Annotated in this window: 10 protein-coding genes and 1 pseudogene; 1 reads left to right on the plus strand and 10 read right to left on the minus strand. The window is 65.3% G+C overall.

Going from position 1 to position 24,198, the window contains the following annotated elements:
- Window positions 1–71: 71 nt before the first annotated feature.
- The 4 genes and pseudogenes from XCSCFBP4642_RS0113440 to XCSCFBP4642_RS0113455 all read right to left on the minus strand — a co-directional run bounded on the left by XCSCFBP4642_RS0113440 (window position 72) and on the right by XCSCFBP4642_RS0113455 (window position 12,093).
- Window positions 72–1,658, minus strand: a complete 1,587-nt coding sequence (locus XCSCFBP4642_RS0113440) for a family 43 glycosylhydrolase (RefSeq protein ID WP_029220249.1) — start codon at window positions 1,656–1,658, stop codon at window positions 72–74.
- On the minus strand, window positions 1,655–6,013 hold the full coding sequence (locus XCSCFBP4642_RS0113445) for an Ig-like domain-containing protein (protein ID WP_029220250.1): 4,359 nt from the start codon (window positions 6,011–6,013) through the stop codon (window positions 1,655–1,657). Before XCSCFBP4642_RS0113445 ends, XCSCFBP4642_RS0113440 begins: the two co-directional genes overlap by 4 nt.
- 398 nt (window positions 6,014–6,411) lie before the next feature.
- Window positions 6,412–9,228 (minus strand): annotated as a pseudogene (locus XCSCFBP4642_RS24800) (TonB-dependent receptor domain-containing protein).
- A gap of 507 nt (window positions 9,229–9,735) precedes the next feature.
- Complete coding sequence (locus tag XCSCFBP4642_RS0113455) at window positions 9,736–12,093, minus strand: glucosidase family protein (RefSeq protein ID WP_029220251.1); 2,358 nt, start codon at window positions 12,091–12,093, stop codon at window positions 9,736–9,738.
- Between the two features lie 471 nt (window positions 12,094–12,564).
- On the opposite strand from XCSCFBP4642_RS0113455, the gene XCSCFBP4642_RS0113460 reads away from it, so the two are divergent.
- A complete protein-coding gene (locus XCSCFBP4642_RS0113460) occupies window positions 12,565–14,136 on the plus strand; it encodes a S53 family peptidase (protein ID WP_029220252.1) in 1,572 nt (523 codons plus the stop codon).
- A gap of 286 nt (window positions 14,137–14,422) precedes the next feature.
- Here the strand turns inward: XCSCFBP4642_RS0113460 and XCSCFBP4642_RS0113465 are convergent, their stop codons facing one another.
- The 6 genes from XCSCFBP4642_RS0113465 to XCSCFBP4642_RS0113490 form a co-directional block, all read right to left on the minus strand.
- Window positions 14,423–14,719: a flagellar basal body rod protein FlgC gene (locus XCSCFBP4642_RS0113465; protein WP_011347859.1), complete on the minus strand. Its 297-nt coding sequence runs from the start codon at window positions 14,717–14,719 to the stop codon at window positions 14,423–14,425.
- A gap of 90 nt (window positions 14,720–14,809) precedes the next feature.
- Window positions 14,810–16,447, minus strand: coding sequence for a DUF5597 domain-containing protein (locus tag XCSCFBP4642_RS0113470; RefSeq protein ID WP_029220253.1), 1,638 nt, complete (start codon window positions 16,445–16,447; stop codon window positions 14,810–14,812).
- Complete coding sequence (locus tag XCSCFBP4642_RS0113475; RefSeq protein WP_029220254.1) at window positions 16,447–18,786, minus strand: S9 family peptidase; 2,340 nt, start codon at window positions 18,784–18,786, stop codon at window positions 16,447–16,449. Before XCSCFBP4642_RS0113475 ends, XCSCFBP4642_RS0113470 begins: the two co-directional genes overlap by 1 nt.
- Window positions 18,776–20,362: an APC family permease gene (locus XCSCFBP4642_RS0113480; RefSeq protein WP_029220255.1), complete on the minus strand. Its 1,587-nt coding sequence runs from the start codon at window positions 20,360–20,362 to the stop codon at window positions 18,776–18,778. The genes XCSCFBP4642_RS0113475 and XCSCFBP4642_RS0113480 overlap by 11 nt, the downstream gene beginning before the upstream one ends.
- A 62-nt stretch (window positions 20,363–20,424) precedes the next feature.
- Complete coding sequence (locus XCSCFBP4642_RS0113485; protein ID WP_029220256.1) at window positions 20,425–22,290, minus strand: DUF885 domain-containing protein; 1,866 nt, start codon at window positions 22,288–22,290, stop codon at window positions 20,425–20,427.
- Window positions 22,287–24,104, minus strand: coding sequence for a DUF885 domain-containing protein (locus XCSCFBP4642_RS0113490; RefSeq protein WP_029220257.1), 1,818 nt, complete (start codon window positions 24,102–24,104; stop codon window positions 22,287–22,289). The genes XCSCFBP4642_RS0113485 and XCSCFBP4642_RS0113490 overlap by 4 nt, the downstream gene beginning before the upstream one ends.
- Window positions 24,105–24,198 lie beyond the last annotated feature (94 nt).

The raw sequence follows: 24,198 nt of genomic DNA on the forward strand, positions 1-24,198 counted from the left end.
CCGGTGCACTCCACTGCCTGCGCACCGTCAGCCATCGTTCGACTGCCGCATGCGGCGCTTTGTCGGCTGCTTCACGGCGCATCGCAACGCTTGCTGTCAGCGGCCGTGGCAGAGGGCAGGCGTTGTGGCTGTGGTGCCAGCACTTCCCATTCCTGCACTGCCAGCGCGGCATAGCTGGCCGCGTTGCCAGAGGCGTCCATGACCACACGCACGCAGCGCGTTGTCACCGGCGCGAACGACACCGCTTCTTCGTGATCGGGACGCGTGCCATACCCATCGCGCGGCTGCACGGGCTGCCATCGCCCAGCGTTCCGGTATTCCAGATGCCAACGCGCTGGCGGTGCCACGCCGACGTCGGCACCGGCAAGGTGGTCGGCCCAGAACACGATGCGCGTGCGATCCACGGTGATCGGTTGCGCCCAGCTGTACTGCAGCCATTGCTGCGGTGGATTGTTGTCCGTCCAGCTGGCCCACATCTCCGGTGGCAATGGATTGGCCTTGACCACGCCGTCGTTGAGCGCGGCAATCCAGTACTGCACCGGAATGTCCGGGCCATTGGACGCGGTGGCGTAGGCCGATGGCGCCTGATTGCGCGTGGGTGGCGCGGGAGGCGTTGGACGCCGCGTCGGCACCACGGTGCGGATGCTGGCCGGCTGCGTGCTGTCGTCCCATTCCAGCCGGTCGATCGCCACGCTGCGGCGAAAATGCCCGCCGCCCGTTGCGTCGGCGGTGTGATACACCAGATACCACTGCCGCTGAAATTCGACGATGCCCGGATGCGAGGTGGTCGAGGACACCGGCGGCAACACGATGCCGCGGTACGTCCATGGCCCTAGCGGAGTGGGCGCGCTCGCGTAGGCGATGCAGGCGTGATACAGCGTGGGCGTGCATGGCGAAAGGCGTCCGGCGTTGTTGGCCGCATATGCCAGGTAGTAGGTGCCCTTGCGCTTGAATAGCCAGGGCGCTTCGAAATACCCGTCCAGCGTGTCCACCAGGACCGGCGTGCCCTTGAACGTGACCATGTCGCGCTGCAGCTCCACGCCGTACAACGCGCCGAAGGTGCCCCAATACAGATACACCCGTCCATCGTCGTCGACCATCACGGTCGGGTCGATGTTCTGGATATCGTTGCGGCCCGGCACCGACTGCGAGACCACCGGACCTTGCGGATGCGCATCGGTCCACGGGCCAAGCGGACTGTCGGCCACCGCTACGCCGATCGCGAATGGGTCGGCATTGGGCGAATCGCGCTGCTGCACTGGTGCATACAGGTAATAGCGCCCATCCGGGCCCTGCACGATCTGCGACGCGTAGGCATAGCGCTTGTCTGCCCAGGCAAAGACCTGCTGGGGTCGCAGCAGATCGCGGTAGTGGATCCAGTCGCCGCTGGCCGGATCGCTGCTGACGAACAGTTGCCAGCCAGGCATGACGAACGCATTGAGATTGGGAGCCGCGGTGTCGCGGCCGGCAATGATGTACAGCTTGCCATCGGCCACCAGCGGCGCAGGGTCGGCGGAATATTCGCTGCCATCGGCGAGGATGGGATTGCCCGGCGCATGCAGCCGCGTTCCCTGCGGCGGCTGCATGGCACAGGCCGGAGCGCTGGCCAGCAACAACCCGCACGTCAGCACCAGCGACCGTGAGAAGGTACGCGTCATGGCGCGGCCGCCTTGATCTGCACCACCAGCGGCACCGACACGTTACCGGTGGGTGCACGCCCTTGCGCCGTGCCGGTGAGCTGGAGTTCGCCGGGCTGTGCGTAACGCGCGGGCTGCAACGTGGGCCATTGCACCGGCAAGCGTTCACGCGAGCCGTCGTTGTATTGCACCGTGACGAAGCCCGGTAACGTCGGTGCATGCCCGACCACCGCGGTTACCGTCGGCAACGGCTGCACGGTATTGATCTGCCCCGGTGGCGTTGCGCGCACCCAGATGGTGGCCTTGACGGGAATCGCACCTTCGACCAGGCCTTGCAGTTCCACTGCACCTTCGCGGCCCAGGCGGCTGGCGGCAAGCTCGGACCATTGCACGGCCACCGGCAGCACACTGCCATCGGCAAAGAAGGCGGTGATCTCCTGCGGCAGCGTCGGCAGTTGCCCGGGGGCCGTGCGCAGATGGATCGCCTCCACCTGTTTGGGCAGCTCGGACAGCGCCTGCCATTCGTCCACCCCAATGGCGGCGTGTCCGTTGGCGGTGGTCTGGGTCGTCAACACCACGCGCAGCGCGGTGGTGACTACCGGCGCAAAGCTGGCGGTGCTCGCCGCGCCGGTCGCCGCTGCCGCAATCGGGTAGCCGCTCTTGCTGACGATGTCCTGCCAACGTCCGTCCTGCAGCATCTGCAACTTCCAGCCGGCAGGCGCGGCGACTCCGCCGTTGGGCTGATCGTTCCACAGGTAGAGCGCACTGGAGGACAGCCGCACCGGGCGCGGCCACTGATACTGCAACCACACTGTTGCCGGCTGGTCGAGCCCATAGCTTCCCCAGCGCAGGCTGCCACTGGGGAAGCTACCTGCCTGCGGGATGAACCCATCGTTCAAGGCCTGCACGCGGTACTGCATGCCGGTGAGTTGCGCACTGACACTGGCCATGGCCTGCAATGAAATGCTCTGCAGCGGGCGCGAGGCCGGTGCGCTGACCTGTACATCGGCATGCCCCATCAGCGCCCCGTCGTTCGCAGCCAGACGCAAGATGTAGTGCCCGGCACGGGTGAAACGCACGGATGTCTGCAGCGCAGCGGCATCGGCAAACACGGCATCGCCGCCTTCCGGCGCCTGCTGCACGCGCCAGCGCGCCTGCAGCGTGCCATTGGGCAAGCCGTCATCGCCAACGCGCCCTTGCACCACCACCGCACCATCGGCGCCCGGCGTGTCCAGCTGCCATGCCTGTACCTGCGGCGGCGTGTTGCCCACGGACGCCGGTGCCGGCAAACCGCTGTCGAACAGCTGGATTTCTTTGATGCCGGTGCGCGCCGTACCGGCATGCGTCACCAACACGCGCAGCGCTGCCGCATGGATTGCCGGGAAGCGCACCCGGTTGCGATTGCCCTCCGCCATCGTGGCATCGCGTACCTGCCCGGGAACGCTCTTCCACACACCGCTGCCATCCTGGTATTGCACGGCGTAGATCCACGGTGCCGCGTAGCCAGGCCGCGTCCCGGACGGAAAGCCATTCTGATCCCCGCCCGGCGAGGAACTGCGATAGAAGTACAGCACCACCTGATCCAGCGTGCGCGTGCCGCCCAGGTCCAGCGCGATCCAGTCGCTAGCCGATGGCGAGCCCGCGGTGCCCCAGAACGGCGTACTGGCGGTACTGCCATCCACCGCCGCCGTTGCCGGCAACCCGGCGGCGGCAAAACTGGCGCTGACACGCGCCCCCTGCGCCAGGTTGCGGCTATGCGCTGGCGGCAGCGTCACATCCACACCGGCCTTGGCCAGGATCTGCGCCACCCGCGTGCCCGCAGCGAACGCTACCTGCGTCATCGACGCCAGTGCCACGGGATGGGCTTGGAGCACTTGCGCTGCGCCATTGCGATTGACCGCATCCGGCGCGGCACTGACCTGCCCGCTGGCCGGGTCGTAGATCACGTGTGCCAGCCGATCCACGCAGAACGCCAGGCGGCCATCGAGATAGACGCTGTAGCCCTTCGGCACACGGCCACCGTAGTGGCTGCCATCGCGATCCCAGACGATGCTCAGGTTGCGGTCGCGATAGCGCAGATTGTCGGCGGCGAAATGGTCCCAGCCGATATCGATCGGATACAGCTCGATCTTGCCGTCGCTGCGCGGGCGAAAACCCATTGCATCCTCGATCATGCTGAAGTTGGTCGCGCCCAGCTGGGTATGGTGGATCCAGGAGCGATAACCGATCTTGCCGCCGCGGCCGGCAGTACCCTTGGCCCAGAATTCGTTCTGGTCCGGATAGCGGTTGTCGCCGTTGATAAAGGGCGCCCAGGCGTTCCAGTAGAGCAATTTGCGATAGCTCTGCGCGTTCAGATATGGGCTGGGGTAATCGCGCAAGGCCGAGCCGAACAGACGAAACGCCACGGTGGCATTGATGGTGGAAAAATTATTGCTGCCCACATCGGCGCCGCTGCCGCGCGCCTGCATGTCCACCTGGTTGGCGGTGTAGAACGGAAACAGCGGGTATTGCGCCGCGTCGGCAAACAGCCGCAACGCGCGCACGAACTTGGGGTCGTAGTCGGCATCGCCCTGCTTGGGCATCAGGCCCACGCTGAAGGGATAGTAGTTGTTGGTTTCCTTCCAATCGACCGCCAGCCGCGGCCCGTCGGCCTGCCGATGCTTGAGCAGATCGCCGTACAGGCCGACCGAGTCGGGGGCATCGCTGCGATCCTGCCACAACACCTCCAGCACCGCCTTGCGAATGCGGCGCGCGGTGGCCTGCATGCGCTGTGCGGTCGCCGTATCGCCCGCGAGCGTCGCAGCCTGCGCCGCTGCCTGCGCATTGGCGTACACGTAGGCGCTCTCGGTGCGGTCCATGCGGATCTGGCCGTGCTGGTCGGCCCAATCGAACGACACCGCATCGGCATCGTTGCCGGTCATTGCCGCCCAGTCGTATTCGATCAGCCCATTGTGGTTGAGATCGTAGGCCGCCAGCACGCCGTCCACGTCACCGCTGCCATAGCGTGCCAGCTTGCCCGCCAGCGTCGCCGGCCCGCCGTGAATCTGCATCGACCGCCATGCTGCGGCCGTGATGTATTGCGCGTAGGAATTGGACCAGTTCTCCGGCGAGCCAGGGTTGTCGGTGTACTTGCCACCGCCCGCGGTTTCGCCCGCACTGAGCCAGGTGCCATAGGCATACAGCGGATTGCGCAGGTATTTCAGATCGTCCACGAACATGCCGGCGGTCAGCACGATGGCGTTGTCGTAGCCAAGCACGCCCTCGATGGCGACCGGGAACTGGTAGTCGTTGCCGGGCACATTGGCATCGAGGAAGTTGAAGCGCAGTACCCACCAGCGATAGAACAGGCTCTTGCTGATGTTCTCGTTGGGAGTGTCCAGGTATGGCAGGTTGTCCACCCACCAGCGGTTATAGCTGGCCACGTGCTGCTGGTAGGCCTGCTGCGGCGTTTGCGCGGCAATGCGCGTGTACTCGGCGCGGGCTTCGGGCAACTCGCGGGTGAGCATGCCGAGCTGCACCTTGACTGGCGCGGTTTCGCCGCTCGCGGGGATGTCGATATCGCGCACCAGACGCTGCCCCTCCACATGGAAGCCATCGCCGGACAGGCGGGGGAAGACCGTCGTGATGTGGTTGTACGCGTCAAATGCACCGGTCAGCTCATTGCCGTCTGCGTGCGGGGCGATCGGCGAGACTGCTTGCAGCGATACCGTATGCGCCGCACCGTCCAGGCTGGACAGCACCACGCTGGCCACCGCCACGTTCTGCTCGGTGATGTATTTGACCAGCCGCATGCGCACGCCGGCGCCGGCGTCTTCGAACACCGTCGTGAAATAACTCGGCGTCTGCCGCCGCTGCTGCGCACGCTCCTTCCATTGCACATGACGCTTGCCCAGCGTGGCATGGATGTGGAACAGCGCGTCGTAATCGGTGGAGTGCCAATACGCCACCTGCCCGACGAATCCCGGCGCATCTGGCGCGTGATAGCTCAGGTACGCGGCGCGGCCACGGGTAAACAACCAGTCGTTGTGATCGTCGAAACCACCGCCAGTTCCCTCGCGGGCCAGCAGGCGGTCGATCCAGAAATCGTTGCCGGGCGCCTGCCCTGCCCCGTGCGCGACATCGGCCGCGTAGATGCGTGTCAGTTGTCCGCCGGGCGCAAACGGCACCGCGGTGGGAGGCATCGGGTGGTCCAGGCCGTGGAAGAGCGGCTCGCCGATCATTGCGTTGGGCTGGGCGATCGGCGCTTCCTGTGCGACTGCAAGTGACCAGCCCAGCATGATGCATGCCCACAACAGCCCAGCCACGCCGGTGCGCCGCGTCACGCGCAACCAGCGCCGGTGCCGCGCCAGAAACGGCTTCCAGCGTAACTCCCTCATGACATCCATCCCATTAACGTGCAAGACAGCGCGATCGATGCAGCGGCTGGCGCGCATCGGACAATAGACAGCTGCGGTACTCCCCCCTGCATCGCAAACCGATGTGATGCAGCCGTCTCACCATAGTTGTTTGCGCTGGCGACACCCGCGTCAACACGAAGTGCAGCGATGCAAAGCGAACCTTGCTGTGCGTGCTTCGCCACCACACGCACCGACTGTTGCAAATGACGCGAGCCGCCGGCCGCGAGCCTACCGGCTGACGCAGGCCGTGCAGGTCAACTAAAGCTCTCCGCCGGGTCCACGCAGCGTCGCTCGATGCGGCATGTCCCGCGCGTCCGCTGCGTTGCAGATGCACCGTCTACTCTGCCTAACCCCTGCCGGCTGCCTTTCTAGACGTGCTAGAACTCCACTCGCAGCCGGCTCCAGACATAGCGCCCGAGCGTGTCGTAGGTGCTCGCTTCGGTATTAGCTGCATTGGAGTAGCTGTAGAACCGTGGCGGCTTGCGGTCGCCCAGGTTGTCGATTCCTACCGCCAGCGTGCTATGCAGCGATGCGATCTTCCGGCTCAGCGAGGCGTCGTGATACACCACCGAGCCAATCGGGAAATAGGCGCAGCTACCGTCGGCATTGGTGTCGACGCAGAAATTTTCGTACTGGCTACCGTTGACCGTGCGGCCCAGGTAACGGGCGTTCCAGCTCGCATGCCACGGGCCATTGTCCCAGGCCAGATTGGCCACGGCGCGCCAACGCGGCATGTTGCCCCAGCTGGAATTTTCGCCGACGTAGTTATGCGGATCGCCCGCAAAGCGATAGCTGGAGAAGAACGTTGCATCCAGCCCCGTCGCAAACGTGCCCCAGGCGGTGTCGGCCAGCGTGTAATGAATGCCGGCGTCGTAGCCGCGAATATCGACCTTGCCGCTGTTGTACGCGAACGGCACCGACACCCGCATCAGCTGTCCGGTGGCATCGCGCTGAATCAGCGGACAGAAGGCCGCTTAGCTGCCGTCGAAGCAATCGCTGACGACCTGCTGGTAGCCGACACCGGTCAGCATGTCGTCCAGCAAGACCCGCCAGCTGTCGACGTTGAGCGATAGCCCGCGCACCTGATCCGGGTCATAGACCAACCCGACATTGTAGGAGCGGCCACGCTCGGGCTTGAGCTTGAAGCCCACGTTATTGGCGCCGGAGGTCACCACGTTGAACTGCGCGGTGTTGGTGAAGCTGCCATCGTTGGGCACGTTCGCGCAGGCCGGATTGGGTGCGCCGGTAAAGCCTGTGCACGGATCCTGGAAATCGCCGGTGTTGTCGATCACGCTGTTGTAGGGCGAGCCATACAAATCGCCCAACGCCGGCGCCCTGAACACCTGCGAGCCGGTGGCACGCACCAAGAGATTCGCAATCGGCCGCCATTCGATCGCAACCTTGCTGTTGGTGGTGTTGCCCCAGGCGTCGTAATTGGAATAACGCGAGCCCAGGTTCAGGTTCAACACGTTGGCGAACGGCACGTCCTTCAGCAGCGGCACCAGCAATTCCGCGTAGGCTTCCCTGACCGACTCCTCGCGCCCCTGCTTGAGGATGCAGCCATCGTTGTAGTCGCAATTGCCCTCGGCATCGGCAGCGGCCACGTCGCTGGTCGTCCCCTGCGCGAACTTGTTGGTGCGATACACCAGGCCGACGGCCGCCTGCACCCTTCCGGCCGGCAGCTTGAACAGATCGCCATTGGCACTGATATCGACAAAGCGCATCTGGCTTTCGTCGATCAGATCCACCGGCCGCTGCGTGCCACGCAATGCGGCGATGGTGGCCGGGTCGTTGGGGTTGAAAATATTGATCGGCGTGCAGCCGACGATCACGGCGCCCGGCGCGCCGCATTTCACGACCCCGTCGCTGTCCAGGAACGAAGCGCCTACCGCGTTATTCAACGCCGAGGTGATCGAGAAGCCGGTGCGCACCAAGGTGTCCTTGTAGCGCGCATAGCCGGCCGCCGTATCCCACTGCCAGCTGGTGCCATCCACGCGCCCGCGCAAGCCAGCCACGACATTGGTCTGGAACATGGTGGAGGTGTAGACGCGCGTGTTGGCCTGCGGCGAGCGCAGATAGTAGGCGTCCAGTTGATCGCCGAACGGGTTGTAGTAGTTGTCTACCGCGTCCGGCATTTCCAGCCCGTAGGCATCCAAGCGCGAGACCGTCCTGCTGCGCGTCCAGAACACGTCCATGTACCCCTGCACGCTGGGGGTGAAGTCGAAACTGCCGTGCAGCGAGGCATTGGTGCGCTTGATCGGGGTGATCAGGTACTGCGCGTCGTAGACGTTGTAGCTGTCGGTGGCGCGATTGTAGGGGCGAAAAGCCTCTTCGCCGACCGGACCCGGCGCGACGCCGTCCACCGGCGTCAGCACGCGCCCGTCGGTCAGGAAGGCACGGGTGTTGGCGCCGCGAACCTCGCTGACCTGCCCATCGAGATATTCCACCGCCTTGGCCGCGTAACTGCGGTCGCGATTGAACACCGGGTTCATCGAGTTTTGGCTGAGCCCCACGATCAGCCCACCGCGGTCCCAGGTCTTGCCCCATTCCAGCCCGAGCGTGCGTCGATTGGCATCGCCGTGCGTACTCTGCGCGTAGTCCGCGGTGGCGGCGAATCCGTCGTACTTGTCCTTGAGGATGACATTGACCACGCCGCCGATCGCATCGGAGCCGTACACCGACGACGCTCCATCGGTGAGCACTTCCACGCGCTCCACCATCGCGGCGGGGATTGCGTTGACGTCCACGCCGGGCGCCGACGCCACGCTGCTGGCAGGCCCTGCCATGCGATGGCCGTTGACCAGCACCAACGTACGCTCGGGCCCGAGATTGCGGAGCGACACCAGCGCGCGGCCGTGACTGAAGTTGGAGTTGAGCGCAGGCCCGGTCTGGAAGCCGGCCATCATCGGCAAGCGCTGCAGCAGCTGCCCCAGCGTGTTCTGCCCGCTGTCTTCGATACGCTGCCGGTCGATCACCACGACCGGGCTGGCGGTTTCGGCGTCGACGCGGCGCAGATGGGTGCCGGTGACGTTGATCTGATCCAGCGTCTGAGTGGCTTCGTCTGCACCATCGCCACGCTGTTGCGCGGCGGCCGGCACGGCGGCGACCGCCAGTGCAAACAGCAGCGCGTTGACGAGCCGGGTGGTCTGCAAGACGCGCCGTTTGGGAACAACAGCAGGGCGGCTGGACGACATCGGAAATCCTTGTACTGACACAGGGTACGGCCCACCTTCCTGCATGACCGCGCACGGCCAAGCCGCACCGCCGCGGCGCACAGATGAAGGGAACGATCACGACAGAGACTGCACCGACCTGCCGTCTCAACGGCAGGTCTCTCCGCATGCAAGGACGGCAACTGCAACGACACCGCTCTCCCCTGAGAGCGCATGCTTGGCACACGCGTTACGTTAAAAACATCTTGCGACAACGCCACTGCGCCGTCTTGACGAATTTAGGCGGGACGCATGCGGAAAATCGCGTGCTTGCGCCTGCTTTCGGGCATGCCTGCATTGCCCAAACAGCGACATCTCGGCACGATCATGCGATGTGCCCTGGTCTCTGTGATCGACCACAGCACCTGCATGCGAACAGCGAAGCGGTACTGCGGTGCGCGCTGTCCAGCAACACTGCAACAACGGCAACAACGGCAACAACGGCAACAACGGCAACAACGGCAACGCCTGATCATCGCATCGCCGTTGTCAGGCGTACCACGCCTGCACCTTCACCAGTGCAGCAGCGCCAGGCAAGGCCACCCGATCTGCATGCGGGCCCTGTACTCGCGCCGGTCTGCCATCGACAAGCACGCGCTGCAGGCGTGTGCCTGCGGGTGTGCGCAGGGTGAGCCAGGTGTGTACGGGCGCACGCTCCGGCAACTGCACATCGGCACGGATGCAACGCGCCGCAGTCTCGGTGCGCAGCGTCAAGGTGACCGTGCCCCAGCGCGTTGGCGCTGCGGTGATGCCCACCGGCGCACCGCTGCCCAGCCACGCGCGCGGCAGCGCACGCGCGAGAAACAACTGCTCGCCGGCGCCATCGTCGCTGACCAGCATCCAGCGTAGCAGCAAGGGGATGGTCATCTGCGCCGGTATGCAGAACAACGGCATGCCGCCGGTGATGCCGCTGACTTCCCCGGCCGTCCAACTGCCGCGCGTGTGCACCTGATAGCGATGCGCGTAGACGAACAACAGATATTCTTCGATGCGATCCAGCCGCAGCAGCTGTTGCGCGTAGCCGTAGGAAATGAAACCGAGCAGATCGCGGCTGCCCGGCTCCGGCGGTGCGATGTTGGCCACCACGCCAATGCTGGTGCCGCCGTGGCCACGCAGGCAATCGATCACCAGGTGGGCCAGATCGTCCGGCAACACATCGGCCTGCAGCAGTTCGACATACGCACGGTGCGGCCATTGCTGTTCGCTGGGCTTTTCCTGCAGCAACGATTGGCGGAAGGTCAATGTAGTACCGGGCAACGGGCCCACGTACGGCGGGGAGAGGTCGCGACGCACGTTGGCACGCAGGCTGGCTTCCAGCCGCGTACGCAGCTGCTTGGCGCGGCGTTGCCATTGCGCGGCCTGGCCGGCATCGCCATCAAGTGTGCTCCACACCTGTGCGATGTCTTCCCAGCCGCGAATGGTCAGCGCGCTGTTGGCAAAATACGGTTTCCACCATCGCGATGGATCGGGAAACAGGCAGGCATCGGATTCGTTCCAGCCGTGCAGCAACCCATGCCCATGCGCCGTGCGCGGCAATGCCAGCGCCTGGTCGTGCAAGGCGCACAACACCTGCGCGGTGGCGGCGATCTTGGGCAGCAGACGGCGCAGCCGTGGCGCATCGCCGGTGTAACGCAGATACCGCGCCAGCAACGACAAGGTGAGCCCGAACTGCCCGACTTCCGGCCCGCGCATGTTCGGCAGGCCATCGTCCTGCACGAACTCATCGAAGTAGTTATCGAGCACCGCCGCGGCTTGTGCAAAACGTCCCCACTCAAGATTGGCATACAGCGAGCTGGTCAACGTGTCCTGGAAACCGTCGTATTCGTTGCCGTAGTAGTCGCGTTCCACCGCGCCATACTTGGGGTAATCGCCGCCGGGGCGCACCACCAGCTCGCGCGCAAACGCGAACTGCGCCATGTCGTTCCAGCTGGCATCGGGAAATTGCGCCTGCACGGTGCCGTCCAGCGCCTGCTGCCAATACGCAGCAAAATCGATCAGTGCCGCGTAGAACTGTTCGGCGGTGGCGGCGCTGCGCGAGGGCGCAAATTCCGGGTAGCTATGCGTGTAGTGCACCGCGACGATGGCGCCGGCTTTCACCTTCATCGTGCGGTGCCAGGTTTGCACCACGAAGCGATCGCGTGCCCGCACGTCGGCAAACATCAGTACGTCGTACCAGCTGTCGGGCTCGCCCTCGCGGCGCATCACCTTGCGCACCGCCGGCATCCAGCCGCCAAGCATGCCCTCTTCGCGGCGTTTGATCAGCGCCTCTTCGCCCAGTTCGGCAAACGCGTGTTCCGGCCGCGAGGTGCGGCTGCGGCCGTTGGGCAGGATGGGCATGGTGTCCAGGCTTTCGCGTGTACCGACGAAGGTGGTCCACGGCCAGCGCCCGCCATTGTCCTTGGGATCGAGCAAGGAGGCGGGCGGCGGTGCCACCTCGCGCACCTGTGCCTCGTCCGGGTCGCCATCGCGCAGCAGGCGGTCGGCCAGCAGGTCGGCTTCGTCCATGGCCACCTGCGCCAGCGGCAGCCCGAAATACGGCGTGCCCGCGGCCGGATACGCCGGCTCGGTGCGCTTGTCCAGCCGCAGCATGCCGCTGTCGCTCCACAACGTGAGCTGGCCTTGCGCATCGTCCAGATGCTCGTAGACGGTCCAATGCTGCTGCAGGTGGGTGAAGCTACACAACGTGCTACCGACATGCGCGGCCGAAGGCAGCGGTTCCAGACGGGGCAGTGTCGGCGCCGGCGGCGTGCTCGCAGCCGGCGCCGTGGTTGGCGTTGCCAGCGCGGCACCTGCACCGACCGCCGCGGTGGCCGCCATGCCCTGACGCAGAAAGGTTCTACGGTCCATCGTTGCTCCCTCAAATGATCGTGGCCCATCGTGCGCGCGTTCATGCACGACGTCTTGTGACAGCGGTCAGACACCCGTGCGGAAATCCGCACATCACGCCCAGGCAGCGACGCCCGCCGTCGTCCGCGCCGGCGCTCTGGATGCGCCAGGCCGACAGCGCCGCAAGCCACGCGGCCACGCGGCACGCTGTCGCAGGATCTGAGGCGCAGGCAGGCGATGCTGATCTTGCTGCAGCCGCTTGCCGTTGCGTGCTATTGGCCGGTGGCCCACCAATCGATGCGTCCGTGCTTCGTATTGCAGTCCATCGCACGCGGTACCCCGCTGCACAGACAACTCGCGCATGGCATTGAGTGCACACTGCCGTGCTACTGGCAGCCGCGCGTGCCGCGGTGGTCGCGCAGCACGCGCCGGCTACATTTGGATCTGCACCAACCCACTTTGGCTCACCACTTCGATGGAGTTCTCCCCCGCATGCACACGATCCTGGCTGGCAGTGAGCGCCGTATCGCCCCCTCCACCATCGAGGCCGGACAACCGCCGCAGGACGAACGCCTGCGCGTCCTGCTCGCGGTGCGGATGCCGGCATTGAATGCCGCTGCCGATGCGCTGCTGCACCTGCAGCCCAATACGCTACCGATTGCGCTCACGCGCGCAGAGTTCAGCGAACGCTTCGCCGCCAGTGCGACAGATCTGCAGGCCGTTGCCGACTTTGCCGCCCGCTATGGTTTGACGATGGAGCACGCGCACGCAGACAGCGGCAACGTGATCTTGGAGGGCACCGTGCAGCAATGCGAGGCCGCATTCCAGGTCAGCTTGCGCGACTATGTCGATGGTGCGATGCGCTATCGCGGGCGCACCGGCCCGGTATCGATTCCACAGACCCTGGGCGGCATCGTCACCGCCGTGCTCGGGCTGGACGCACGCCCGCAGGCTCAGACGCTGCCCAGCGCGCCCGAGGCGACTGCATCCTCGCCGCCTGCGCTACAGGCCACTGCACCGGCCGGCAGTGAGGATGGTCCGATCATGCAATACACCCCGCCGCAGCTGGCGCAGCTCTACGGCTTTCCCGAGCACGACGGGCAGGGTCAATGCATCGGCATCATCGTGCTGGGCGGCGGCTATGCACGCGCGCAGATGGCCGCCTATTTCGCGCAGCTGCGCGTCCCCATGCCGACACTGGTCGATGTGCTGTTGCCCGGGGCCACCAACACCGTCAGTCGCGGCAATGCAGATGCCGATGTCGAAGCGCAGATGGATATCCAGATTGCCGGGGCAATCGCGCCGGGCGCCAAACTGGTGGTGTATTTCGCGCCCAACACCGACAACGGTTTTCTGGAAGCGATCAACGCCGCCATCCACGATGCAGAGCATTCTCCCGGCGTCATTGCCATCAGCTGGGGTTTCACCGAATCGCAATGGACGCCGCAATCGCGCCAGGCCTACAACTGTGCGTTTCAGGCCGCTGCACTGATGGGCATCACCGTATGCATTGCCGCTGGCGACGATGGCGCCAGCGATGGGCAGCCAGGATTGAATGTCTGCTTTCCCGCATCCAGCCCGTTCGTGCTCGCCTGCGGCGGCACTCGGCTCCAGGTCACGGCCGACAGCGCCAACGAACAAGCCTGGGCGAACGGCGGCGGCGGAGAAAGCAGGTTCTTTGCACGCCCTGCCTGGCAGAAGGATCTGCGCATCACCGATGCACGGCACCAGTCGCGCCAGCTGGGCATGCGCGGCGTTCCCGATGTGGCGGCCAATGCCGACGCGCAGACCGGTTACTACCTGTCGATCAATGGGCAGCCCGCCGTGATGGGCGGCACCAGCGCCGCCGCGCCGTTATGGGCGGCCTTGCTGGCACGCGTCTACGGCGAAAACCGCATGCAACCCCATTTCGTGTTGCCGCGCCTGTACGGTCGACCGGACGCATTCCGCGACATCGTTGCCGGCGATAACGCCGGCTTCCGTGCATCCACCGGCTGGGACGCCAATACCGGCTTGGGCGTGCCCGACGGTGCACGGCTGACGGAGGTGTTGCGATCCGATTGACCGGCGCGCACATCGTGTGAACGGCCGGGGCCATATGCGGGTTGGCGTTGAATGCCGATGCACCGGCCGCAAGGGCACCACTCCACTGCGCAGTCGCATGAAGGCGCTGCATTGGAAACGCGAACGGCGGTGGCGTTACAAGCAAGGTATGCGCAGCGCATCCCGACGCGAAACGACGGCGGCATGACGGCCGGGCCGCACCAGGTGGCACCTGGCGGGCCATCAAACGGAGACCCGTGCCCCTGGGGCAAGGGGTCGGTGGCAGCTTTCATCCACTTCGAACTGCTTAGGTCACCACATCCAGCAAGCTCCCCAGCATCTCGTCGGAGCGCCGCAGCACATTGGCATTCGCCTGGAAATCATTGCGTGCCGATAGACCTTCGACCAGATCGCCGGCTGGCGCAGATGGATCGGCGTTGGCATTCACCACACTGGCCGCCACGCCGCCATTGGCCTGGGTCGTGGCCGCGACAGACTGACGTGGGCTGCCGTCCACTGGCTGACGGGCCACATTGCTGGCCGCCACCTGCTGACGCAGCGCGGCGACCTGCATTCCGGAACTTGCGATGCTGCTGATGCTCATGGTGGCTCCGGCGTGGCGGTGAAGATTCGAACAAGGCTCAGCCCATTGCAGACAACAGGCCGAAGGCAGCAGCGACACGGTCAGCAAGGCTCAGTAAGTCCCTACCCGCACCCGCAACACCACAGGCACATTGCCGTTTGCATCCACACGCCCGAAGTTGAGGCCGTAGTCGGTCTGGTCGCCGTTGAGCTGCCTTTCCATCTGCCAGCGCCCGTCGACATACCGCCCCTGCTCCACCCGCAACAGTTGTCCATGACGGGTATCGGCCGCGTCGCGAAAAAATTCAATGCGCGCAGCCATACCGGTCACCAGGAATTCCTCCGGCCCCAGTTGGGCCACCAGCAGCCGGCCGGCGTGGTCGTCGTTGCCGGGCAGAATGGGCGGCGCATCGCCCCACATGGGCGCACCGAACGACACCTTGGCCTCCCACTCGCCAAAGCGCAGCGTGCGCTGTGGCGCGCCGGGCTGCTCGGCCACCGCCTGCAGGCGGCCGTCGAAGGCGGCCTGCGCCAGGATCCGCTGCATCGGCGCCAGCAGCGTGAAGTTAGCCGCATGGGCTGCAACCGCTGCGCGGTTGGCCTCGCTGTCGGGGTTGCCATCCATGCCGAACACCGAAAAGCCGACCCCGCCCTGCCCCAGCACATGGAACAGATACGGCGCAGTGGCAGCTTCGAAGCCGGTTTCCGAGACCCAGGCCGGATTATCGGGCCGCGCGTATTGGCCGACGACCTTGGTGTATTCGGTGTAGTCGCTGGTGTAGATGTCGGTACCAATGAAATCGATCGACGGCGTGGCCGCACGCCACAACGCGAATACGTTCACCGTCGCGCCGCCGGACGGATAGTCCATGCCCGGATAGCGCTTGCCCTTGTAGCGCAGCCAGGCGTTGACGTAGAACGGCAGCGGATAGACACGCTTGCCCGCGGCGGCCACCTGTTCGATATACGCAGCGGTTGCATATGCGTTGAACGCTTCGGCAGCTTCGGCGCCGAACAGTTGCTGCCAGCTGCCCTGCGGTTTGCCGAGTGCGCGCGCAATCGCGGCTGGTACCGGTTGCGCAAACGCTGCCTCGCCTGCCGGGCCGTGATCGCGCACGGTGCCGATCGCGCCGGGCTCGTTTTCCACCTGCACCAGAATCACCGTGTGGCGGTCGCCATCCACCTTGCGCAGATGCTGCATCAACGCGGTGAACGCCCGCGCATCGGCCTGCATGTTGGCGGCCACATGGGGCGACAACACATCCACCGGCTCGCCATTGGCATCGCGCATGCGCGGGTACGTCGCCTCGTCGCGCTTGATCCATTCGGGCACGTAATGCATCTGGCCGTTCTTCCAGCTACCGAACCACAGGAGCGCGACACGCAGGCCACGCTTGCGGGCGCCGGCAATCAGCGCGTCCACATTGGTCGTGTCGAAGCGGCCCTGTGCCGGCTCGAACTGCTCCCAGTACACAGGCGCTTCCACCGTATTGGCGTGCAGGGCAACCACATCGTCCAATGCCTTGGGTAATACCGCCGGCCATGCGCTGGAGTTATGCAACTGCGCGGCCAGGATGGTATACGGCGCACCATCGACAAACAGCGCGTGGCGGCCATCCTTGGTGACGAGGCGCGGCAGTTCTTCGGCGGCCGCAAGCAACGGTGCGTTGCCAGCCAGCAATGCCAGCGACCACAGCAGACCCGCCACCCGGCTGCGCCGCTGCGGCTTGAATCGAGCAAACAAACGCATCATTGCACCTCCGATGGCAGGGAATTCCAGTGCGGCGTGGGCTCGTTGCGCAGGTGGCGCACGAAGAAGTCGTACTGGCGACGTTGCACGTAATCGATCGGCCCGCTGGAGCGGCCAACCGAATGCTCGCCACCCGGCACGGTGAGCAGGTCGAATTCCTTGCCGGCCTTGATCAGGGCATCGACGACTTGTGCGGTGGACGCCGGATCCACATTGCTGTCCTGCTCGCCCACGATCAGCAGCAGGTCGCCCTGCAGCCTGCTCGCATTGACCACGCCCGAGGCTGCGACGTAGCTGGCATCCACCGGCCAGCCCATCCACTGCTCGTTCCAGCTGATCTTGTCCATGCGGTTGTCGTAGCACCCGGCGAACGCAACGCCCACCTTGTAGAACTCCGGGTGACGCTCGAGCGCTCCCAGCGTGCTCTGCCCGCCGGCCGATGCACCGTAGATGCCGACGCGGCTGATGTCGTAGGACGGGTCCTTGGCCGCCAGCGCACGATGCCAGGCAATGCGGTCGGCAAACCCTGAATCGCCCAGGTTTTTCCACGCGACATCATGAAACGCCTTGGAGCGGTTGGCGGTCCCCATGCCGTCGATCATCACCACGATGAAACCCAGATCGGCCTGCGCCTGCATGCCGATCTGCTTGTCGCCGCCGGAGTGATAACCGAACGGCCAGAACGTCTTGGGCACGAAGGAATCGTGCGGCCCCGCATAGATGTTTTCGATCACCGGATAGGTCTTGCGCGGATCGTAGTCGCGCGGACGCACCACCATGCCCCAGATATCGGTGGTGCCGTCGCGCCCCTTGGCCACGAAGGTCTCCGGCGCGCGCCAGCCGGCGGCCTGCAGCTTGTCGATCGTGCCACGCTCCACGGTGTGCAGCAGCTGGCCATCGATGGCGTGCAGCTCCATCACCGGCGGCAGGTCCGGACGCGAATAGACATCGACGTAATGCAGGCCATCATCGGCAATGGCCACGTCGTGGTCGGCATCGGCGTGGGTCAGGCGGGTCAACCGGCGGCCGTCGAAATCAACGCTGTAGAGCTGCCGGTCGTACGGGTCCTTGCCCGCATCCATCCCGCTGGCAGTGAACCAGATGCGGCGTTGCGCATCGTCCACGCGCAGCACATCGCGCACCACCCACGGCCCGCGGGTGAGCTGGCGCTTCACCTTGCCGCTGCGTCCATCCAACAGATACAGGTGCCGCCAGCCATCGCGCTCGGAGATCGACAGCACCTCATCGCCACGCCCGTCTACGTCGTGGCGAAAGCTGCGGTCGGCATACACGAAGGTGCGGGCGTCTTCGCCGACTGCCACGCGCGCGCGCGCGCTGCGTGCATCCACCGCAATCACGCGCATGCGCTGGAAGCCGCGTTGCACATAGTCGAACGCGACACTGCGCCCGTCGCTGCGCCACTGCAGCGGCGACAACGAATACGGGTTGTCGAACAACGCCGTGTCCACGTCGCGACGTGTTCCGTCCAGGGAGAACAGCACCGGCCGTTCCACATCCACCGCATCGCCCGGCTTGGGATACAACTGGGTGTGCACCACCGGTTGCCCGCCGCCGGCAGGCGCGGCTTCGACGCGGGTGACACGGCGAGCCAGCCCCGGACGCACGCGATACACCGCCAGCTGCCGCGAATCCGGCGACCAGGCAACACTCTCCAGATCGAAATAGTCATCGGCACGACCGTCGCTGCTGAGCCGGGTGACCTGCCCGTCGGCGACACGGCGCAACACCAGGTTCCAACCATCGGCCAACACCTCCCACCTGGCATCCGGCGAGCGACGCGGCGTGGTGTCGGCCGGCACCAGCGGGTCGCGCACCACGCCGAAACCGCGTGGGCGTGAAGTGGCCTGCAGCCGAGCATCGGGCGCGCAGTGGTAGGTGGTCAGGGTGCAACGCCAGGGCGCATCGTCCAGTGCGAAGACAATGGCGCCATCGCTGCGTTCGCCCTCGGTTGAAAACGAAAACTGCTCGAACGGCAGACGCAGCGCCGCATAGGGCTTGCCGGTTGCCGCACTCAGGCCCTGCGCCACGCGTGCCTGATCGAAGGCCGGCTGCTTCTGCAAGGTGGCCACATCGGCACTGACAAACGCAAAGCCGCCCGGCACCGTCTTGCGGTAATAGAACCTGCCATTGTCCTGCCATTGCGCCGGCCAGGCGACATTCTCCGTCAGCGTGATCCACTGCTCGCGCAAACCCAGCGAACGATGGTAATCGGCAACGCTGGGCGCAGCCTGCACAGCACCCGACAACACCATCATGTACCCGGCCAGCGCAGACCATCGACGCAAACCAAATGCGCGGCGGCGCACATCACTCACCATCGTCCTCCTCCAGCGCAAGCTCGTCGCTGCGCAAACCGCTGCGTGCGCCCCAGTGATAAATGCAGAACGCGATGACCGCCACGCTCAACGTATCGAAGGGATGCGCAATCCAGCCATGTCCACCGAACGTGCCCGCCCACGACACCAGCATCACCAGCACGAAGAACACGATCAGCCACAGCGACGCGCGTACCTGCCGCACCAGGCGCGCGCGGCCCTGGCGCGAAGGCAGGCGAAATAGCACGTACAGCACGAACGCCAGCACCTGCAAGCCGAGCAACCACGACAAGGTCGGCCAGGTGGACCAGTACACGATCAACGCCGCAACCATGAACGACAGCGGCCCCATCACCGGCAGGCCACGCACGAAAAATGGGCGTGGCAAGTCCGGCGCGCTGCGGCGCAGGGCCGCCACCGTGATCGGCGCCACCGCATAGCTCAGCACCAAGGCGGCCGACACCACCCCGATCAGCGTTTCCCACGAGGGAAACGGCAGCGTCCAGAAGATCGACAACCCCAGGCTCAACCACAGTGCCGGACGCGGGATGCCCGACGCCGGGTCCACCCGCGTCAGCACCGGCAAGAACCCGCCACTGCGCGCCCAGCCGTACACCACGCGCGGCGTGGCATTCATGTAGATGTTGCCGGTGCCGCTGGGCGAGACCATCGCATCGCAGATCACCAGCGCAGCCAGCCACGCCATGCCCAAGGCCAGGGCGATGTCGTGGTACGGCAGCGAGAAGGCCTTGTCGATGCCCGCCCAGCCTTGCGCGAGCTGTGCGGCCGGGATGCTGCCCAGGAACGCCAGCTGCAGCAGCACATAAATCACCGTGGACAGCGCCACTGACAGGATCAGCGCAATCGGAATATTGCGCTGCGGGTCGCGCACCTCGCTGGCCACCGACACGATCGGCGTCAGGCCCAGGTACGCAAAGATGATGCCGCCGGCGGAGATCGCCGCTTCCACCCCCGCCATCCCCGACGGCGCGAACCCATGCACGCTCAGATTGCCGGCATCGAAGTGCTGCATCAGCAGCACGATCACCAGGATCGGCACCAGAAACTTGAAGATGCTGACGATGTTGTTGGCCAGCGCGAAGGTCTTGACGCTGAAATAGTTGAGTACGAAGAACAGCACCAGCAAGGCCAGCTGCACCAGCCAACCCGCGACGCTGGGATGGGTACTGTTCGGCTGGCTCAACCATGGGAACCACGCCGCTGCGTATTGCCGCGCCGCCTCCACTTCGATCGCGATCAGGCTGGAGAACGCGATCAAGGTGATGAAGCCGGTCAGCGAACCGAGCAAGGCGCCATGCGAATACTCCGGGTAGCGCACCACTCCGCCGGCGCGCGGCAATGCCGCGCCAAGTTCGCAATACACCAGCCCAAGCAGCAGCACCGCGATACCGCCGAGTATCCACGACACGATGCCGGCCGGCCCCGCGATCGATGAGACATGGCTGGCCGAAAACAACCACCCGGAACCGAAGATCGAACCCAGCCCGATAAAGGTCAGGTCGGTGAGGCTGAGGCGCTTGTGGAACTTGCCTTGCGTGGTCGCAGCGTGTGTGGTCATACGTCGCCCCGAAGTGTGGAAAGCGCGGTTACTGCACGTAGAGCATCACGTGCGCGCACGTGTCAGTCACTGGCAGAGGCCTTCGCCTCTGCCGATGCCTCTGCCGGGTCATCCGGCGGGTATGGCGACACGCCGCCATCGGCGATGAAGCGGTCGATGCGCGCTTCCAGCACCGGCAATGGCACCGAACCGGTCTGCAGTACCGCATCGTGGAAGTTGCGCAGGTCGAACTTTTCGCCCAGCGCGGCTTCTGCCTTGCGGCGTAGCTCCAATATTTTCAGCTCGCCCAGGTAATACGACAGCGCCTGCCCCGGCCAGGCGATGTAGCGGTCCACCTCGGTGGTGACTTCGTGCTCGCTGAGCGCAGTGTTGTCGCGCAGGTAGGCCTGCGCCTGCTCGCGCGTCCAGCCCTTGTTGTGGATGCCGGTATCGATCACCAGGCGGCAGGCGCGCCACATCTGGTAGGTCAGGTAACCGAAGCGGTCATAGGGCGTGTCGTACATGCCCATTTCCTGGCCCAGATACTCCGAATACAGCGCCCAACCTTCACCGTAGGCGGAGATGAAGCCGTAGCGACGGAACTCCGGCAAGCCTTGCGCCTCTGCCGCGAGCGGCATCTGCAATGCGTGACCGGGCGAGGATTCGTGCAAGGTCAGCGCGGTCAGGTTGTACAGCGGCCGCGACGGCAGGTTGTAGGTATTGACCAGATAGATGCCCGGCCCACCGCGACCGCCGGTGTAGAACGGCGCCAGCTCCGGCGGCACCGGCTCGATGGCGAAGCGACGGCGCGGCAGCCGGCCGATGTAATCGCCCACCTTGGCGTCCACGCGCTTGGCGATCCAGGCCGCCTGCTTGAGCAACTCTTCCGGCGTCTTGGCGTAGAACTGCGGGTCGGTCCGCAGGAAGTGCAGAAACGCCGGGAATACCGCCTGCCCGGCCGGCGGCTTGAAGCCGCTGGCCGCGATGGTCTGGTCCATCTGCGTGCGCAGCTTGGCCACCTCCTGCAAGCCGATCTGATGGATCTGGTCGGGGCTCAAATCCAGCGTAGTGAACTCGCGAATCTGCGCACGGTAATACGCCTGCCCGTCCGGCAACGCTTCGCCGGCCAGCGTGGTGCGTGCGCGCGGCTGGTAGTCATTGCGGATGAAATCCAGCAGCTTGGCGTATGCCGGAACCACCTGTGTATCGATGGCCTTGACTGCCTGCTGGCGCAGCTGCGCCTGCACATCGGCCGGCAGCGTCGCCGGCATCTGCTTGAACGGCGCGTAGAACGGGTTGGCCTCGCCTTTGGCCTGCGCCACATCGGCGATGGACTGGTCGCGCCCGGTCATCGTGACCCGCGGCTGGGTGAAACCGCGCGCCAGCCCGGCGCGCATATTGTCGGTGTGCTCGGCGAAATAGCGCGGGATGTCGGCCAGCATCTTCAGATAACGCTGGTAATCCTCGCGCGTGCGCAGCGTGGCCTCGGCGCTGAAGCCCAGATCGCTCCAGAACGCCGAGTCGCTGTTGAACGGCATTTCCCAGGCGCGAAAATGCTGCTGGTCCAGCAGTACCTGCAATTGCTGCCGATACACCTGGTAGCTCACCTGATCTTCGGCCGACAACTGTGCCTGCGGGATGGCATCCAGTTCCTTCAACACCTGTTGCCAATACGCCGTGCGCTGGTTCTGCGTGGCGACATCGACCTTGGGCAGATGGTCGGCCTGTTGCTCCTGTGTGGCCTGGTTGTCTTCATCCACCGCGCCCGAGGCCTGCGCCTGGCGCCAGCGCCACTCGCGTGTGTACAAGGCCTTGAAGCGTGCCGCTGCGGTGTTCTGCGTGGCCGCAGACGCAGCCTCGGCCGCGTGCACAGGCAGGGCCAGCCCGCCCAGGCAGGCTGCAATCAACAGGGTCAATGTGCTCGCGCGTAACGCGCTGGTGGTCCTCATGGGTGTGCCTCCGGCGCCGCCTTGGCCTGCGCAATCCACTGCCGCACACGTTGCTGCAACAGTGCCAGCGGCATCGCGCCGCCGCCCAGCACCGCATCGTGGAAGGCACGCACATCGAAGCGCTCACCGAGTTCCTTCTCGGCTTCCGCACGCAGCGCCAGGATCTGCAGCTGGCCGAGCTTGTACCCCAGCGCCTGGCCCGGCCACACGATGTAGCGATCGGTTTCGGACTGGATGCTGGGCTCGTCGTCGGACGGATGTGCGTGGAAGAAATCCACCATTTGCTGGCGGTTCCAGTGCTTGTAGTGCACGCCGGTGTCGAGCACCAACCGGTTGGCGCGCAGCAATTCGCCGGAAAGGCGCCCATAGTCGTTATACGGGTCCTTGAAGAAACCGATCTCCTTGCCCAGGCGCTCGGCATACAGCGCCCAACCTTCGATATAGGCGTTGTAGACGGCCTGCTGGCGGAACGGCGGCAACGGCAAGGTCTGCGCAAGCGAGATCTGCAGGTGATGCCCGGGCACGCCTTCGTGGTAGGCGGTGGTTTCGATATTGATCAACGTGCGGCTGGCGAAGTCGCTGGTGTTGACCTTCACGATCGCCGGCTTGGTGCCTTCCGGATTGCTCTGCCAGTATTCGGCGCCCGGTGCGGTACGCCGGAACGCCGGCATCGCCTGCACTTCCAGCGGGGTCTTGGGCAGATGGCCGAACAACTTCGGCAGCTGCGGTTCCATCGCTGCGATGTACTGGCGGTAGTGCTGCAGGATCTGCTCGCCCGAGGTGGCGAAGTGTCGCTTGTCGGTCTCCACCGCCGTGCGGAAGCTGGTCAGGTCTGCAAACCCCTGCGCCTTGGCGATCACCGTCATCTCGCCTTCGATACGCGCCACTTCCTGCAGGCCGATCTGGTGGATTTGCTCCGGCGCCATGTCGGTGGTGGTCTGGGTGTGGATGGCGTAGCGGTAGCGGCGCTCGCCATCGGGCAGCGACCAGATGCCTTCGGAGCTGCGGCCTTGCGCGGCGTATTCGTCGCGCACGAAGGCGGACAGCTTGCCGTAGGCCGGGCGGACCTGCTGGTCGATCGCGGCCAGCAACTGCTTGCGTAGTGCGGCGCGCTGCTCGGCCGGCACCGCCGCATCGAGTTTTTTCAACGGCGACGCGAACGGGCTCTGCTCGCCGGTGAGCGCGGCGATCTTGTCGATCTGCTCGGGCAGGCGCTCCAGCAGATAACGCGGCTGCACCAGCCCCTCCTTGGCTCCCTGCCGCGACACCGCGATGACCTGCTCGATCACGCTCGGAATGGCCTGCAGCCGCGCGATGTAGTCCTGGTAATCCTTGACGTTTTCGAACGGAAACGCATCGCCATATCCGGCCAAGGCCAGCTGGATTCCACCGATCGGCTCCAGCGGCATCGCATAGGTCTTCAGGTCGATGCCCTCCAGCTTGTCGCGCAACTGGCCCACCATCATCTGCAGGCTGAGCTGGCGTTGCTCGTCCAGTGACTTGGCGTCCACCGCTTCGAACTGCTCAAGCAGGTCGACGGTCGCGGCGCGCTCTGCGTGCACGGCCGCAAGCGAATACTCGCTCCAGCGATCGTTGTAACGCCTGTCGCCGATGATGCTGGCGAACTCCGGGTTGTGCTGTAGCTGGTATTGCCACTGCTTGTCCAGCAGCGCATCGAAGGCCTTGGCGGCTTGCTCGCCGGTTGGCGCAGCGGTGGCTGCAGCCGCCGTTTCCGCTGCGGGCGGCGCCGGCTTGCAGGCTGTGAACAAGGCAGCGGCCAGCAGGCCGATGGCGACGGGACGCAGGTGGTTCATGCAGTTACTCCAAGATGCAATGGCGACTGTAGGAGCGCGCCTGAGCGCGACGGCTTTATCGGGACTGCCCGTCGCGCCCGGGTGCGCTCCTACG

The organism is Xanthomonas cassavae CFBP 4642 (assembly GCF_000454545.1).
In the GTDB taxonomy this organism is placed as follows: domain Bacteria; phylum Pseudomonadota; class Gammaproteobacteria; order Xanthomonadales; family Xanthomonadaceae; genus Xanthomonas; species Xanthomonas cassavae.

Bases quoted from the DNA above. Each gene is read 5' to 3' on its own strand.
- XCSCFBP4642_RS0113470 (WP_029220253.1), bottom strand. From the start codon at position 16,447: ATGCGTTTGTTTGCTCGATTCAAGCCGCAGCGGCGCAGCCGGGTGGCG.
- XCSCFBP4642_RS0113440 (WP_029220249.1), bottom strand. From the start codon at position 1,658: ATGACGCGTACCTTCTCACGGTCGCTGGTGCTGACGTGCGGGTTGTTG.
- XCSCFBP4642_RS0113485 (WP_029220256.1), bottom strand. From the start codon at position 22,290: ATGAGGACCACCAGCGCGTTACGCGCGAGCACATTGACCCTGTTGATT.
- XCSCFBP4642_RS0113475 (WP_029220254.1), bottom strand. From the start codon at position 18,786: ATGGTGAGTGATGTGCGCCGCCGCGCATTTGGTTTGCGTCGATGGTCT.
- XCSCFBP4642_RS0113460 (WP_029220252.1), top strand. From the start codon at position 12,565: ATGCACACGATCCTGGCTGGCAGTGAGCGCCGTATCGCCCCCTCCACC.
- XCSCFBP4642_RS0113465 (WP_011347859.1), bottom strand. From the start codon at position 14,719: ATGAGCATCAGCAGCATCGCAAGTTCCGGAATGCAGGTCGCCGCGCTG.
- XCSCFBP4642_RS0113445 (WP_029220250.1), bottom strand. From the start codon at position 6,013: ATGAGGGAGTTACGCTGGAAGCCGTTTCTGGCGCGGCACCGGCGCTGG.
- XCSCFBP4642_RS0113455 (WP_029220251.1), bottom strand. From the start codon at position 12,093: ATGGACCGTAGAACCTTTCTGCGTCAGGGCATGGCGGCCACCGCGGCG.
- XCSCFBP4642_RS0113480 (WP_029220255.1), bottom strand. From the start codon at position 20,362: ATGACCACACACGCTGCGACCACGCAAGGCAAGTTCCACAAGCGCCTC.
- XCSCFBP4642_RS0113490 (WP_029220257.1), bottom strand. From the start codon at position 24,104: ATGAACCACCTGCGTCCCGTCGCCATCGGCCTGCTGGCCGCTGCCTTG.